Below are 15,108 nucleotides of genomic sequence, written 5' to 3' on the forward strand. Positions count from 1 at the left end.
TGTTTCTCCTAAAAAAACGCCTTTACTGAAAAAGTCAGTAAAGGCGCCGCAGCTATGCTTATTGATAGTTTTCTGCAAAAATTTCTTCGCAGCGTTGCGTAAAGGCATCATAAGTTTCTTCTGGTGTCATGGTGCCATAAGTGATCTCTGCGTACAGCTCTTTAAAGTACGTGTTGATTTCAGCAAACCCAATTGGTGGGATTGGGGATGGATCACCAACGATGTCTGCAATATCATCTAAGAAATCAGAGGACTCTTGTTCTTCTGGTGTCATGTCGGCATAAAGCAATTCTTTGATGGCATCATTGGAAGGAATCCCCCGCTCAGTACCGATGATCTTATTGGCTTCTTCACTATTTACTAAAAAGTCAACAAACTTCGCAGCTGCTTCTTTTGATTCAGAAGCATTCGCGATCGAATAAAAGAACCCTGGTCGATACGCCATCGCCCCGTTTTCTGAGTCGAATGGACGAGCCAAGTTGATTTCGACATCTTCTGCGGCGGAGGCCTTATAGGTCAAGTATTGATTGGACCAAGTCATCATATAGGCTGCTTTTCCTTGTGAAAACGGATATTGATCCATACTGTTGGCATTGCTAGTCACTTCTGCGGTTGGCATTGCTTTGGCTTCCGTAAGGTCCGCGATAGCCCCCATAAATTCAACCCAGTTTTCTTTGGAAAAACCGATCTCTGGTTTGCCGTCTGCATCGTATTGGTATAGATCTTCGCCTTTAGTACGTAAAAAGTATTGTAAAATCGTACTGTTGTCATTGTTATCATTCCAACCATAATCACCGGTTGCTTCAGCGATCGCTGCCGTACTTTCTACAAGGTCATCGAAGGTATAATTGCTAAAGTCGATCCCAGTGCCCCCTTGTTCTACCAATGATGGATTGTAGAGCATCGCCATCGTATTGACAGAAGTTGGTATGCCAAAAACTTTTCCATCTAACTCGCCAGTTGCTAAAATTGATTCTTTGATATCATCGGTTTGAATCTCATTGCCGATAAATTCCGACATATCTGCTAATTGATTTTTCGTTCCATATTGCGCAATGTACTGCACATCCATCTGGATCACATCAGGTAATTCTCCAGAAGCCGCTTTTGTTGCTAGTTTTTTCCAATGGTCATCCCAAGAACCATATTCATATTCAACTTTGATGTCAGGATTTTGTTTCTCAAATTCTTTGATCGATTCGATATACTTCTCGTGTCTGACTTCTGAGCCCCACCAGGTAAAGGAAATCGTCGTTTTCCCATCTGCATCAGCTTCTGAGCTTCCGCTACTATTGCCGTTGTCGCCACAAGCTGCTAAGGTCGCACCAAGAAACAACAAGCTCGCTGCTTTTAAAAAAGTTTTCTTCATTCTTCTACACTCCTTTTTGTTTGCGCTTACAAGGTGATTGTAATGGAAATCCTCGTTAATAAAAATGAAAAAACAAGAGCAAATATGTGAAAAACTAGACTGTCGTTTTTGCTGAAGGCTAAGCCTTCACGGGCAATAGCTAGAAAAAAATAGAAAAACAGATGAAAAATGTAAAAAAACAGACATGCTCTATTTTTTCCAATATACTATGCTATACTAGCGTTGAAAAGGCTTACTTTTCAAAAAACAAGGTAGGTGGAAACAATGAAAAAAATACAAACCGGACTGTTTCGTCTTTTTACGGTAACAGCTTATTTTGCTAAATTAAACCTTTTATGGCTTTTCTTTACCCTTTTAGGTTTGGGGATTTTTGGCTTCGGTCCTGCCACCGCTGTCACGATTAAATGTTTACATGATTTTCGTAAAACAGGCCATGACTATTCAGCTGTTGCCTTCTGGCAAGCCTACAAGCAAGCCTTTCGCACCTTTTCCCTTTTTGGCATTGGACTATTAAGTACAGTACTTCTGTTGTTGTTTAACTTACGGATTACTCATTTTTTCCCGACTGAAATGGCTTGGCTGCGCCCTGTCTATTTACTTTTAACGATTCTCCTCCTTTACACTGCATTCATCAGCTTTATGACCTATGCCAAAGCCGAACAACACGCTTGGAAACAGACCTTGTACATCAGTATCTTTCTAGTCTTTCGCTACCCACTGTAAGGCCTTGCCTTGTTGTTTACCTGGTATTTATTGTTTCTCTTATTGACTGCCAAAACCTCCTTGTTACTCGTCTTTGGACTGGTGATTTTCTTGTTTTTCGCTGAATTTTTTCATGGTCAGATGATTGAAAAAACCAAACAATTGCAAGCAAAGCGAGGCAGTGTCCATGAAGTCCCAGAAGCTGATCAATCACTTTAAAAAGCAGCCTTTTGAGCGACAGTTACATTTTGTCTTTTTTGCAACGGTGGCAATTATCGTCTCATTGGCTCTTCTCCTGACCTTAGTTTGGCGACAAGTCTACATGGCGCAGCTGAAAGAAGCCGCGTATAAAGATGTCTCGATCATTTCAACAAATATCGCCAAACGTTTAACTGCCGTCGAAACCCTCTCTTTTCGCATTATTGATAGTGCACCGATCCAAAATGGCCTACAAAGGATCTTGGCACAAGATTCCTTGCAATCCTTAGAGGCGATCGACCAAAAGAATGCCTTAAGTGCAGAAATCAACGCCCTCGTACGCAATGAATCAACGATTCAAAACGTCTATCTCTTTACCCCAACGAACGAAAACATGATCAACTTTCTAGCCGAGACCGACCATATCTTTAATGGCCAAACCATCAAAGATATGATCGAGACTTTGCCCGATAAGCCTGCCAAAGGGAGTTGGTTTTTTGCAAAAGACCTTTCTCAAGGTGTCTACCTGCGAAAAATCTATTCAACAGCCGATCTTTCTTTAACCTATATTGGTACGGTGATATTTCTAGTCAATACGTCCTTCTTTCGTAACGAGATCGAAAGTCTTCCCATTGTCTCTGAACAAAACCAATTTTTCATGGCGTATCAGAACCAATTTTATAGTACCGCAAATGACGAGCAAACCCTCGCTGCGGATCAAAATACCTTGCAGCAAAAAATGGGAACCTTCCAGCGATCGATCGGCTCCATGACGTTTGATAATCGCCAGTACTACTATGCAATGGATCGGAAGACGATGCCGAATATGACCTTCATTTATTTACTGCCTGAAAACCAAGTCTTAGCGGATCTTTATAAACTACAAGGCCTTTCCATCGCTGTGAGTTTGCCTTTTTTATGTTTGATTATTGTTGTGATTCGGAAAATAAGCAATCAGCTGACCCGTCCTTTAGCTGACTTGGCTTCGCAAATGGCAGTTCTGCGGAAAACGAAAAAACTGGCCTCTTTAAAGACCCTCGCTGTCCCAGAAAATAGTCAAGAAGAGATCATGGTCCTTTACGAAAGCTACAATACGATGATCGATGAATTAAATGCCTTGATCAAGGACAATTATGAAATGCGTATTTTGTCCCAAGAAATCGAATTTAAGGGATTGCAAGCGCAATTAGATCCACATTTTCTCTAAAATACGTTAGACTCGATCAACTGGATCGCCATTGAAAATCAGCAGTGGCAGATCTCAGAGATGGTCACCTCCCTTGCCTATTTGTTTCGTAAAAAAATCGATACCAAGTCTGACTTCACGACGCTGCAAGATGAGTTAGATATCGTGCATGCCTATATCAATATTCAAAACGTTCGCTTCGGGAAACGGATCGAGTATATCGAAGTAATTTTGGTGAATGACCTGTCCTTTAAGGTTCCTAAGTTACTGATTCAACCATTGATTGAAAATGTCTTTAAATACGCCGTCAATGATATGAAGGAGACGTGTCGCCTCGTCCTTACGATTGAACAACAAGCAACCTTTCTCCAAGTCAGTGTCTCTGACAATGGCCCTGGTTTTAAAGCCAACTTCTCGATTGAAAAAGAAGGCGGCATCGGATTGACCAATATTCAAAAACGATTGCAACTGCATTATGGTGATCAAGCGTCGTTAGCCATCGTCTCCTCGATTCCCTTCAAAAAGACGACGGTGCGCTTTGTGATCCCCTTAAAAGGAGTGAGTGAAACATGAAAAATATCCTCGTTGTTGACGATGAACCCTTGATAGCAAATGGTGTGGCTAACCTCGTTGCTTCTTTTGATTTCCCATTAGTGGTCAAAGGAATTTACACAGACAGTGAAGAAGCCTTGGCATTTTGTCAGCAAAACACCATCGACATCGTGATTACCGACATCAATATGCCTAAAGTCAATGGACTTGCCTTGATCAAAAAATTAAAAGCCATCAATCCTGCGATTCAAATCATTATTTTGACAGGCTTTGGCAGCTTCTCCTTTGCCAAAGAAGCGATGGCTTTAGGGGTCAAATTTTTCCTTGAAAAACCTGTTTTTCCGAGCAAGCTTTCAGAAGCGTTGGCTGAGACGATCGAACGCTCTGAACGTCGCCAAATGGAATCTACCCTCTATTTAAAACAACAAATTGAACAATACATCAATAGCTGCGGAGAAGAACCGCTGCCTGAATCGTTCGTTTTTCCATTTTGTATGTACTTATTTGATTCGAAATTCTATCACGCCATCGCTAAGCGGATCGAAAGCTATGAGAACCATCACGAGTTGGTGATCGGTCATCAAAACAAAGTTGGCTATATCCTGAACTTCAGTACGGAAAATACCTTTAATCTCTTTTTTAAAACGAAGGTACAGGCTGCGCATCTAGGAAAAGGGATCGCCATCAATTGCTGGGTCGAAACTCCCGAAAAATTTTTACTCAGTTATCATTTAGGCAAGCGAAACTTGGATAAGGAGTTTTATTTTGATACCTTTGAAGTCATCCAAGAAGCCCAAATCTCACAAGAAAATGTCTATGAAAATAGTCTCTATATGGAATACCGTGAAAAACTTTTGGCATTGATCGACAAAGGCGAACTGACTTTAGCCCAAGTTCTTACGGAAAACTTTTTTTCTACCTGTCGCATGGAGCTTTACCCTGTCCAACTATTGCGGCTGCAGGTCAACGATTTGTTATCGGCAATTTTTGAAAACCATCGCATCAAAAAAGACATTTACTTTGATGACTATTCCCCAAAGATCATGCTCTTGAATAATTGGCACGAACTCCAGTTTATGCTGCTTCACTGTATCGATTTGATGCGGGGCAGCTTAGATGATAGCGAGAACATGCAGCTGTCCCAAAAGGTCAACCTGATCATCGAAGAATATTATGACCATGAAGCATTGTCATTGAAATGGATCGCAGCCCATCTTTTGTACTTAAATCCTGAATACTTAGGAAAAACCTATTACAAAGAAACCGGGATTCGCTTCAATCAAAAATTAGCCGAATACCGCATCCAAAAAGCACAAGAACTGCTGAAGAAAAACTACAAAGTATACGAAGTGGCAGCGATGACGGGCTTTAGCAATGCGCCTGAATATTTTGTTCAAACGTTCAAAAAGATTACTGGTATGACACCAAAGAAATTTTTGAAGCAACAAGAAAAAGCCCTTCTCTCTTAACGTTTCTTCTATAACGAAAGCATTGTTTTGCTATTTCAACAAAAGAGGTAGTCCGCTCACGAATGTGAGCGAACTACCTCTTTGACTAACCAGTGATTGATGTCAAACAACTGATGCGACCGTGTTCGTTTTAAGGAATGAGCATTTTTGTCTAGCTTACAGCATAAAGACTTCCTTTAACTCCTGTGTCACTGGCGAATCATCAGGATTTGTTTCCATGAGTTCTGCCATGTAATGCCACCATTTTTGGTTGATCTCGGTTGCCGCTAACTGCTGCCAGCGGGTTTCATCTTCAATCTCAAGGTAGCCAAACAACGCAAGGGTTTCTGGATCTAAGAAAATCTGGTAGCTTTTCGCCCCGTGTGCTATGAGCTGCTCTTTTAGTTCTGGCCATAGTTCGCGATGCCGTTTTTCATATTCTGCTTCATAACCAGGATGTAGCTTCATCCGAATCGCTTTTTTGATCATCTTTGTTTGCTCCTCTCTTTATTGCTTAAGGTGTTTAACTTAACAAAATGAAACCAATAGTTCAGTAAATGCTAAGACTGTCAGTGATTGCCCGTAAGGCATCGCCGTAATCGCAATGTTTTTGTAGTACGCCAAGTCTTCTCCCATTCCAGTACCGATGGAAACATTTTGGACTTCTCCATCTTCTGCAACTTGTTCGATCAAACCGGCTAACGCTTTATAGGCAACATCTTCCCAAGTTTTGTCAATGTAACGCTTATGAACGGCTTTTAAGATCCCATAGGCAAAACCAGCAGTCGCGGAAGCCTCCACATACGAGCTAGGATCGTCTAACAAGGTGTGCCACAGGCCACTTTCATCTTGCATTTCTTGCAAGGCAGTCAGTTGGTCTAAGAGGGTATTGATCAAGAAGCTCCGTAACGCATCTCCTTCTTGCAAGTCGAGAATTTCAATGATCTCAGGAATCGCAATGGTGATCCAGCAGTTGCCTCTTGCCCAAAGCGCTTGTGCATAATTGTGGCGTTCTTCAAAGGTCCAGCCGTGGAACCAAAGCCCAGTTTTTTTATCCACTAAGTATTTGATATGGATCATAAATTGTTGTTTTGCTTCTTCGATATAAGCCGGACGATTCAGCAACATGCCAATTTTCGCCAAAGGCAAAGCAGTCATCATCAAGGTATCGTCCCAAAGCTGGTTGCGATTTTCTGGTCCATAGGTCGCATGCTGCAGACCATTTTCATCGGTTCGCGGCATATCATGCATGACCCATTCCGCCCATTGTTCAAGGTAAGGCAAGTAACGAGAATCTTTGGTGTCTTCATAAAGATACGCCATTGCTAAAAGCGGCGCCATCGTGTTGACATTTTTAGGCGGCGCGCCTTCTAACATCCGCTGCTCAAACCATTCTTCCACAACTTGGAGCGCTTTAGGATTTTTGGTGATTTGGTAGTTTTTATAAATGCCATATAGTCCCACCCCTTGCGGCCAGTTCCAAATCCCCCAGCTTTTATCATCAACGATCAAGCCGTCAAAGTCTAATAAAAATTCACCATTATCATCCTTGATCGTCGTTAAATTTTCGATCATGCGATCAATTTTTTCTTCCACAACACGTTTTTCCACAAATAACTGTTCTAAAATCACCATTGGGTTCATCCTCTCATTTCTCTTTGATAGATTGATCGTAACACGCTTACATTTACACAAAAATAGCAGTTATTGACACTTTACTATCTATTCTTGTATGATAAAAACAAACGAGTACGAAAGGAGCCAATCATGGAGAAGCAAAGTGCGGACACGATGATCAACGATCGCTTTGAGGCCTTTCATATCAAAGACATCGTAGAAGAAAACAATACCCTTTATCATTACCATAGTTTTTATGAGATTCACTGTACCTTAAAAGGATCAGCGGTCTTCTTTATCGATGGCGGAGAATTCCCTCTAGAACCTGGTACGATCATCTTGATTCCTCCGAATGTCTTGCATCGAATCGTCCATCAAACTTCTGATTTTTTCGAGCGAACCTACCTGTATATCAATCCTACTTATCTCGCTGCCCTCTCCACTACCCAAACAGATCTCACTGCCTGTTTTCGTAGCAACGGCGGCATCAACAGTCGTATTTTATCGATCGATGCCGACCAACTAGACCAGCTATTGCGACCTTTGCGCAAAAAAACGGATAGCAGTTATGGCACCGACTTACTTTATCAAAATCATTTGATCGCGTTTTTGATTTCCATCAATACGATTGCCTATCAGGAAAAAGAACCGCTGTTTTTATCCGACTCACTCTATAAAAATAAAGACATTTTGGCGGCCATTACCTATGTCAATCAGCATTTGACCGCTGATCTCTCCTTAGAGACCGTCGCCAAAGCCCTTTTCATGAGCCCATACTCGCTTTCAAGGACCTTCAAAAAAGAAACTGGCGTCGCCTTTCATGCCTATGTCGTCAAGAAACGACTCTTAAAGAGCAAAGAAATTTTACGTAAAACCAGAAGCGCCACCGCCACCTTCGAAGCTTGCGGCTTCAACTCCTATACCCATTTTTTACGCTGCTTTAAACAAGAATTTCAGCTGACACCAAAAGAATTTTTACGAGAAGAAGCCCAAAATCAATTTGTCCGTTTTGCGCATTTTGCAGGGAAAAAATAGCAAGCCGTTGCAAAGCGTCCACCATTGGCTCGTGTAAAAAAAGAGTTCCTGCTTGCCTGTCCTGATGTTGCACGACACAATACAAAAAGAATGACACATTTTCTCGTGTCATTCTTTTTGTATATTATAAAACTTCCCCATTTGAAGCGATCACTTTTTTATACCACTCAAAGGATTTTTTCTTGGTTCGTTTCAAGGTGCCGTTGCCTTGATCGTCTCGATCCACATAGATAAAGCCGTAGCGTTTACTCATTTGACCGGTGCTGGCTGCTACAAGATCAATACAACCCCAAGTAGTATAACCAAGTAGTTCCACGCCGTCGATCGTCACCGCATCTTTGAAGGCTTGAATATGTTTTTTTAAATAGTCGATCCGATAATCGTCTGCGACAAACCCATTCTCATCAGGGGTATCGATCGCCCCTAACCCATTTTCTACGATAAACAACGGTTTTTGATAGCGATCATACAATTGATTCAATGAATTTCTCAGTCCTAACGGATCAATCTGCCACCCCCACTCAGTCGATGATAGATGTTCATTTTTAATTGATGGAAAGAGATTCCCTGTCGCTTGCGTATAGTCTTCTGGGTGGGCACTGACCGTTCGAGAACAGTAATAAGAAAAACTGACAAAATCAACAGGAGAAGCCGCTAAAATCGCCTCGTCCTCAGGTGTTATTTTGATTGTTAAGCCTTCTCGCTCAAATTTTTTCAAGGCATAATTGGGGTATTTGCCTCGGGCTTGCACATCGATAAAGAAATAGCCTTCGCGATCACGATTGATTGCTTCTTGGTAATCTTCAGGTCGGCAAGTATAAGGATAATGACTGCCACCAGCCAGCATACAACCAACTTGATTGGTCGGATCGATTTCATGAGCCTTTTGGGTTGCTAAGGCACTGGCGACTAACTGATGATGCGCTGCTTGGTATTTGATTTCTTGACGATTGTCCCCTTCTTTAAAGACGATCCCGCCACCTACAAAGGGCTGATGCAGCAAAATATTGATTTCATTGATCGTCAGCCAATATTTGACCAACCCGCGATAGCGTTGGAAGACGGTTTCCGCATAAGTCACATAGAAATCAATGAGTCGGCGATTTTTCCAGCCACCAAATTCCTTGATCAAATGCAGCGGAACATCGAAGTGGGCAATCGTGACTAATGGCTCGATTTGATGTTTTCTCAATTCTTTGAAGATTTTCTCATAAAAAAGCAGTCCTTCTTCGTTGGGCGCTTCGTCATTGCCATTCGGAAAAATCCGTGACCAAGAAAGTGACATCCGATACACGTTAAACCCCATTTCGGCAAAAAGGGCAATATCTTCCATATAATGGTGGTACATATCAATGGCCGTTTGGGCTGGATAAAAAGAATCTTCCTGCCATTCCAACATTTCCAGTTCACCCGCAGCGACCTTTGCGCGATCAGGACCAGTTGGTAAGAGGTCGACATTTGATAAGCCACGTCCTCCTGCTAATACGCCTCCTTCTGCTTGATTGGCAGCCGTTGCACCACCCCATAAAAAATCATCTGATAATCCCATGTTATTTCCTCCTAAACTTTGACTACAAGTACTTCCTCTTCTTTAGCTACCAATCCTTCCTTCACAAGTTCGACTGCGGTATATTGTGGTGTATTGGTAACGATGATCGGTACTTGTGTGACATATCCTGCAGCTTTTATCTGCTGTACATCGAACGTCAGCAGTCGCTGTCCTTTTGTAACTTTTTGCTCTGCTTCTACTAACGCATCAAAATACTGACCATTTAGTTCCACTGTGTCTAAACCGACATGGATCAACAATTCAATTCCCGTGTCTGAAACCAATCCAATCGCGTGTTTGGTAGGAAAAACAGCAGCGACTTTTCCATCAAAAGGCGCAATGACTTCACCGATGGGTTCATCGACCGCAAATCCTTTTCCGAGTGCTTCAGAAGCAAATGCGTCATCTTTGACTTGATTCAGTGGCATCACGGTTCCTGGTACAGGATTGATCAATAGGGTATCTTCTAAGACTACTGCTTTCATATCTGGAACATCAATTGTCACTTTTGTTTCATATTTGAAACTTAAGACATAGGTAACGACCGCACTCACCACAGCTGCAATCACCAATGCGATAATGATATTCCAAAAATAGCGCATCGTATCATCACCGATATATAGTAAGACTGCTGGGAGACCAGACGAACCGGTCGCAAAGCGATGCGTATTGGTCAAGCCAGCATACAAACCACCAGAAGCCCCACCGATCATTGCCGCAACTAACGGATATTTTTTTGGCAAATTGATTCCATATAAAGCGGGTTCAGTAATCCCCATGTAGGCAGTAATCGCCCCTGATACCGCCAACTGCTTAGTCTTTTTCTCTTTCGTACGCAATGCGACAATTGCTACTGCGGTTGCTTGAGCTATGTTTGAGACTAATGCCCCTGGACCAAAAATACTGTCATACCCAAGTTCTGCCATTTGCATCACCCCTAAAGGAGCAATCCCATTGTGCAAACCAAACATCACCATGATTGGTAAAAAGCCCCCAATCAAAACCGCTGGAACCCAGCTAGCATGGACACTTAAGAAGGTAAAGAAAGTTGCCAAATAGCCACCCAAGATACTACCGATCGGTCCAAATAGCGAGAAGGCTAATGTACCCATTATCAAGAATGTTAGCATTGGAACAAAAACCAGTTCTACTGATTTTGGAATCACTTTGTTCAAAAACTTTTCGACATACGATTGGAAAAAAATCACGATCAGGATCGGAATAACTGATCCCGTATAGTTTGCTAATGTAAAAGGAATAACCCCAAAAAAGTGAATGGGTTCGCCTGCTGTGACCAAGGCACCCCAATTAGGATGCATCATCATAGCAGCCACTGAAGCCGCTAAAATCGGATTGCATCGCAATTTTTGTGCCACAGTGAAGGCCAGGATCATTGGTAAGAAGAAGAAAACACCATCTGCAAAAAGATTCAGCATGTAATAGGTTTGCGAATCAGCGGTGATCACATCAAAGACGATCAACAAAGCCAAAACTGCCTTAACCATTCCAGCACCGGACAATGCCGGAATAATTGGTTGAAACGTTCCTGCCACAAAATCGATCACTGCAGCTGCCGGCCCTTTTTTCTCCCCAGGCTCTGACGTCCCTGATGATTGAAGCGAAACCAATTTTGTGACTTCTTCATAGACATCTTTGACATGTGTTCCAATCACGACTTGATGTACCCCTGCGTTATTGATGTATTTGGCAACCCCATCGAGTGCCTCTAGTTCTCCTTGATCTATACACTTTTCATCTTTGACTTTAAAGCGTAATCGTGTTTGACAATGATAGGCATCCGTGATATTTTCTTGTCCCCCCAGATACTGGACGATTTTTTTTGCTAATGATTGATAATTTTCACTCATACATTCCACCCCTAGATAAATTTCAAAGAAAATCTATGTTGTATGTGCTCACCGGTAAAACATACTGTTCTTTCTGCCAGCAATGTACCATTTTTAGAGAGCGGTTCCAACACATTTTCCTAAAGTCGAAATGGATTTCACCTTTTCATTAAATACCGCTCTTTTTTCGAAATTTATTCCACGAAAAGACCCCGCACTGCCTTGACGAAGCCAGGAGAAACAATGGTATAATTTACTCTATGAATGCGACACTTTTGAATTGTGGCAATCAAAAACAATCGATGGGCGCACGCCATAGAATAATCATGTAAAAAATGGCGGCATAATACTCTCTTAAAATTACTGGAACTGCAGCTTCTTTCCCCCAAACCGTTGAAGCACCTCATAATGGAACAACGATTCAGCATAGCCTGTTACGAACGGCGATGCTGCGTTGGATTAAAAAAACAGGCGAAGGGAACGAAAAAAAATGACAAACGCACAACAAGCAATTCCTCCAAAAACGATTGTCTTTAACGAAAAAGCTTTTCAAAAAACGGATCAAACGATCATTCGATGGTTAGGAAATTCCGGCATTCTTTTAAACAGCCGGGGTACTTGTATCATGGTCGATCCGGTCTTAGAAGGATTTGACCTGCCGTTACTGATCGATCTGCCAATCAAACCGTCGGCAGTTCCTCACTTAGATGCGGTATTGATCACCCATTCGGATAACGATCATTACAGCATTCCGACAATTGACAAATTAGTTTCTGTTACCGACAGCTTTCATGGACCCAAGTATGTCGCCGAACTTATACAAGAGCACTTTCATGTTGCTGCCCAAGGCCACGATATCTATGATTCATTCACCGTGAAGAATTTGACGATTTCTTTAACAAAGGCGTATCACCTTTGGCAAAATGAAACGACAAAATTTGATCGTGTCTTCCAAATTGAGGACTATTGTGGCTTTTGGATCGATACACCTGATGGCTCCTTGTGGATTCCTGGAGATTCTCGTCTTTTACCAGAGCAATTAGAGATGCCTCAGCCAGATGCGATCTTGTTTGACTTTAACGACAACGCGTGGCACATCGGCTTTGAGAATGCCGTCAAGCTGGCAAACAACTATCCGCATGCTGAATTGATCCTCTCCCATTGGGGAACAGTGGATGCTCCGCATATCGATGCCTTTAATGGGGATCCTGAGGCTTTGTACGATCGGATCGTCAATCCAAAGCGGATTCGTCTTGTCGCTGCCGGTGAGCCAATCGAACTGAAATCAACCACTCCTAACAATGTACAATAGGGAAAAAGGACCACACCATATTCGGTGCGGTCCTTTTATTCTTCTGCCATCTCTTTAAACGTCGTTTTTCGGCTCGTCTCTAAAAAACGAGCATTGGTGATTTTCATTTGGATATTTTCCTGATAATCGAGGGAAAAAATCTTAGCAAACAAAACTGTCAAAAGGAACTGAATCGATTCTTCTGTGGAAAAATTTCCGATTTTGGAATACAGTTTTTCTCGGCTAGCAATCGTCAAGACGATCGTCGAATAGTCCCGCAAATAGTTCTCTCCACCACTCGTAATACTGATAATCGGCACACCATTTTTCAACAATGTTTTCACATTTTTCATAGGATACGTTTCTGAATTATTACCAGAATAAGAGATCAGAATGGCACAATCCTGTGGGGTCAGCGTATTAGAAATCAAGCCAGATTCATCCGCATCTGCAAGAAAGGCTTTTTTATGGATCGTGTTTAAGTTGCGTTTAAACAGCTGTCCGAAATAAGAATTTGGACTACGCCCATAGATGACGATGGTTTGAGCGCCATTGATGAGCCTCGCAGCTTGATTCAGGTCTTTTACGGTCATAAGTGCCGCTGTTTCTTTAATCGTTTGCATACGCAAGTTCGCCAAGTTTTCAATGATTTCTAATGTGTCTGCAGCTTCATCAAAAGGAATGTTCACATCGATTGCTGCTGACCCATCATCAAAATGAGCCAATTCGTGCATGAAGGCATATACAAATTCTTTCCAACCAGAAAAGCCAAAATATTTTGCAAAACGGACCAGCGTCGGCTTGGAAGTATGGGTCAGTTTTGCGATTTCTTCCATGCTATACTCACTAACTTTTTCTCGATTGCTTAATAAAAAGTCACCGATCGTTCGTCTCGCATCATTTTGTTTAAACGCTGCTTCTTCAATTTTTTGAAAAAGATACATCTGGTTCTCCCCTCTGATTGACGCCTGCAGTTTGTCTAGTACGCTCAACTCATCATTGTTTCTTTTTATTATAAGCGATGAGAAGGATGAAATGAAGATGGAAAAACGAGGATCAAGCTAGCTTTCGCCTATCCTCGTTCAAAATACAGAAAGTATTTATTTCCCAAAAAAGCTAGGACACCAATCAAGCACAACAAGCCTCCAGATAGAATCATCTGCATCCCTGCTGTTTCATTGCCGCTGACTAGTATCAGCAAGCGTGATGCATAAGGTGCTAACGTGACTCCTAAATTGTAAGCAACGATCGAGACGATCGTGCCAAACTTAGCTTCCGCTTCACCACCAGTCGTCAGCAAGTGGGTGAAAAAAGGCATGATGCTGCGAAAGGCAAAGCCTAGTAGTAAAGAACAACCCAAGAGCAGCCCCACCGTCTGCAAAGGATACGTCAAATAGATGCTGCTTCCTGCAAGCAATGCCGCAACGGGCAGCAACCAGCGATGTAGGCGTCTATATATCAAGCCAAAGGCATTGCCGGCGATAAATGCCCCCGTCGCAATGGCGGCGATCATGTTACTGCCATCGGTCGCATCACCGATTCCTTTTTCCAACAACAACGGGGTGATCTGCAGATTGTAGTTGATAAACAAGACAACGATCAGAAACAAGAGCACACCCAAAACAAATGACTTTTGTTTCCGTTCTGTTGAAACCGTGACGTTCGCTCTCAGAGCCGCATCGGTGTTCGCTTTTGTTTCGTTGGGAATAAATACCTGAACAAAAAAGAGACTGATCAAGGCAAAGCCATAAACGAAGAAAGAGATCTCCCAACTGATCTTCACTAGCTGCCCTACCAGCAAAGTCATAAAGATACCACCTAAACCACCGACGGCACTTTCTAACCCAAGAGCCTTGGCTTTCTTTTGCGGCTCATTTTGAAACAACAAACTAATCATTTGAATCGCCAAACGATTGAATAAGCCGATCCCAAAGCCAAGAATCGCGCGCGAAAGAAACAAGACGGGAAAGCTCCCCTGATACCATGCCGGCAGCGTGCCAAAAATCGCCACAATGACCAAGCCGGTGACCATCGTGTATTTTTTGCCGATCCTTTTTTCGATCATGCTAGTAGTAAAAATCCCTAGCAAAAGAAACAATGACGGAATCGTGGTCAGTAACCCGACGTAGACTGCATCTACTTCTGGAAAGCTTGCCGCAATCGCTGGAACATTGGCAGAAATCGCCGGTGCCGAATAGACGACCATTGCCACCGACAACAGTGCCAGCAACTTCATTGAAAAAAATTTCATAGTTACCCCTTTTCTTTTTACAAAATACTTTTTTTGTTTCTCTGAGCTCAACCGGATAAGACA

Annotated in this window: 14 protein-coding genes and 1 pseudogene; 8 read left to right on the forward strand and 7 right to left on the reverse strand. The window is 42.3% G+C overall.

Annotation, left to right across the window (positions count from 1 at the left end; translation table 11 throughout):
- Nucleotides 1–58: 58 nt before the first annotated feature.
- A complete protein-coding gene (locus tag IGJ25_RS14535) occupies nt 59–1,369 on the reverse strand; it encodes an ABC transporter substrate-binding protein (RefSeq protein ID WP_225000592.1) in 1,311 nt (436 codons plus the stop codon).
- 264 nt (nt 1,370–1,633) lie between these two features.
- Here IGJ25_RS14535 and IGJ25_RS14540 point away from each other — a divergent pair, with 264 nt between their 5' ends.
- The 6 genes and pseudogenes from IGJ25_RS14540 (at nt 1,634) to IGJ25_RS14565 (ending at nt 5,476) form a co-directional block, all read left to right on the forward strand.
- On the forward strand, nt 1,634–2,092 hold the full coding sequence (locus tag IGJ25_RS14540; protein WP_438779423.1) for a DUF624 domain-containing protein: 459 nt from the start codon (nt 1,634–1,636) through the stop codon (nt 2,090–2,092).
- 9 nt (nt 2,093–2,101) lie between these two features.
- Nucleotides 2,102–2,290 (forward strand): hypothetical protein, encoded by a 189-nt coding sequence (locus tag IGJ25_RS14545; protein WP_438779424.1) that lies wholly within the window; start codon nt 2,102–2,104, stop codon nt 2,288–2,290.
- A complete protein-coding gene (locus IGJ25_RS14550; RefSeq protein WP_225000593.1) occupies nt 2,259–3,476 on the forward strand; it encodes a sensor histidine kinase in 1,218 nt (405 codons plus the stop codon). The genes IGJ25_RS14545 and IGJ25_RS14550 overlap by 32 nt, the downstream gene beginning before the upstream one ends.
- A gap of 12 nt (nt 3,477–3,488) precedes the next feature.
- Nucleotides 3,489–3,656: pseudogene (locus IGJ25_RS14555) on the forward strand (histidine kinase); the annotation flags it as partial.
- Nucleotides 3,639–4,028: an ATP-binding protein gene (locus IGJ25_RS14560; RefSeq protein ID WP_404850169.1), complete on the forward strand. Its 390-nt coding sequence runs from the start codon at nt 3,639–3,641 to the stop codon at nt 4,026–4,028. The pseudogene IGJ25_RS14555 and the gene IGJ25_RS14560, both read left to right, overlap by 18 nt.
- Nucleotides 4,025–5,476: a response regulator gene (locus IGJ25_RS14565; RefSeq protein ID WP_005234181.1), complete on the forward strand. Its 1,452-nt coding sequence runs from the start codon at nt 4,025–4,027 to the stop codon at nt 5,474–5,476. The genes IGJ25_RS14560 and IGJ25_RS14565 overlap by 4 nt, the downstream gene beginning before the upstream one ends.
- 156 nt (nt 5,477–5,632) lie before the next feature.
- Here IGJ25_RS14565 and rhaM read toward each other — a convergent pair whose 3' ends face one another.
- Together rhaM and bglB are read right to left on the reverse strand one after the other, a co-directional pair.
- Entirely contained in the window at nt 5,633–5,944 is a 312-nt protein-coding gene (gene rhaM / locus IGJ25_RS14570; protein ID WP_081116077.1) for an L-rhamnose mutarotase, read from the reverse strand.
- A gap of 39 nt (nt 5,945–5,983) precedes the next feature.
- Nucleotides 5,984–7,090, reverse strand: a complete 1,107-nt coding sequence (gene bglB / locus IGJ25_RS14575; RefSeq protein WP_081116076.1) for a beta-galactosidase BglB — start codon at nt 7,088–7,090, stop codon at nt 5,984–5,986.
- 132 nt (nt 7,091–7,222) lie between these two features.
- Here bglB and IGJ25_RS14580 point away from each other — a divergent pair, with 132 nt between their 5' ends.
- Nucleotides 7,223–8,107 carry an AraC family transcriptional regulator gene (locus tag IGJ25_RS14580; protein ID WP_081116075.1) on the forward strand — a complete coding sequence of 295 codons (885 nt, stop codon included), beginning with the start codon at nt 7,223–7,225 and terminating at the stop codon, nt 8,105–8,107.
- Between the two features lie 124 nt (nt 8,108–8,231).
- Here IGJ25_RS14580 and IGJ25_RS14585 read toward each other — a convergent pair whose 3' ends face one another.
- Both IGJ25_RS14585 and IGJ25_RS14590 read right to left on the reverse strand, forming a co-directional pair.
- Nucleotides 8,232–9,656: a 6-phospho-beta-glucosidase gene (locus tag IGJ25_RS14585; RefSeq protein ID WP_081116074.1), complete on the reverse strand. Its 1,425-nt coding sequence runs from the start codon at nt 9,654–9,656 to the stop codon at nt 8,232–8,234.
- 11 nt (nt 9,657–9,667) lie between these two features.
- Nucleotides 9,668–11,524, reverse strand: a complete 1,857-nt coding sequence (locus IGJ25_RS14590) for a beta-glucoside-specific PTS transporter subunit IIABC (protein WP_225000595.1) — start codon at nt 11,522–11,524, stop codon at nt 9,668–9,670.
- 469 nt (nt 11,525–11,993) lie between these two features.
- On the opposite strand from IGJ25_RS14590, the gene IGJ25_RS14595 reads away from it, so the two are divergent.
- Nucleotides 11,994–12,815 (forward strand): MBL fold metallo-hydrolase, encoded by an 822-nt coding sequence (locus tag IGJ25_RS14595; protein ID WP_087627895.1) that lies wholly within the window; start codon nt 11,994–11,996, stop codon nt 12,813–12,815.
- 35 nt (nt 12,816–12,850) lie between these two features.
- On the opposite strand, the gene IGJ25_RS14600 is transcribed toward IGJ25_RS14595, so the two are convergent.
- Nucleotides 12,851–13,738, reverse strand: a complete 888-nt coding sequence (locus IGJ25_RS14600) for a MurR/RpiR family transcriptional regulator (protein WP_074933326.1) — start codon at nt 13,736–13,738, stop codon at nt 12,851–12,853.
- A gap of 128 nt (nt 13,739–13,866) precedes the next feature.
- Nucleotides 13,867–15,045 (reverse strand): MFS transporter, encoded by a 1,179-nt coding sequence (locus IGJ25_RS14605; protein WP_081116070.1) that lies wholly within the window; start codon nt 15,043–15,045, stop codon nt 13,867–13,869.
- Between the last annotated feature and the right edge of the window lie 63 nt (nt 15,046–15,108).

Origin of the sequence: Enterococcus sp. DIV0240d (assembly GCF_051711245.1) — a bacterium.
In the GTDB taxonomy this organism is placed as follows: Bacteria; Bacillota; Bacilli; order Lactobacillales; family Enterococcaceae; genus Enterococcus_D; species Enterococcus_D casseliflavus.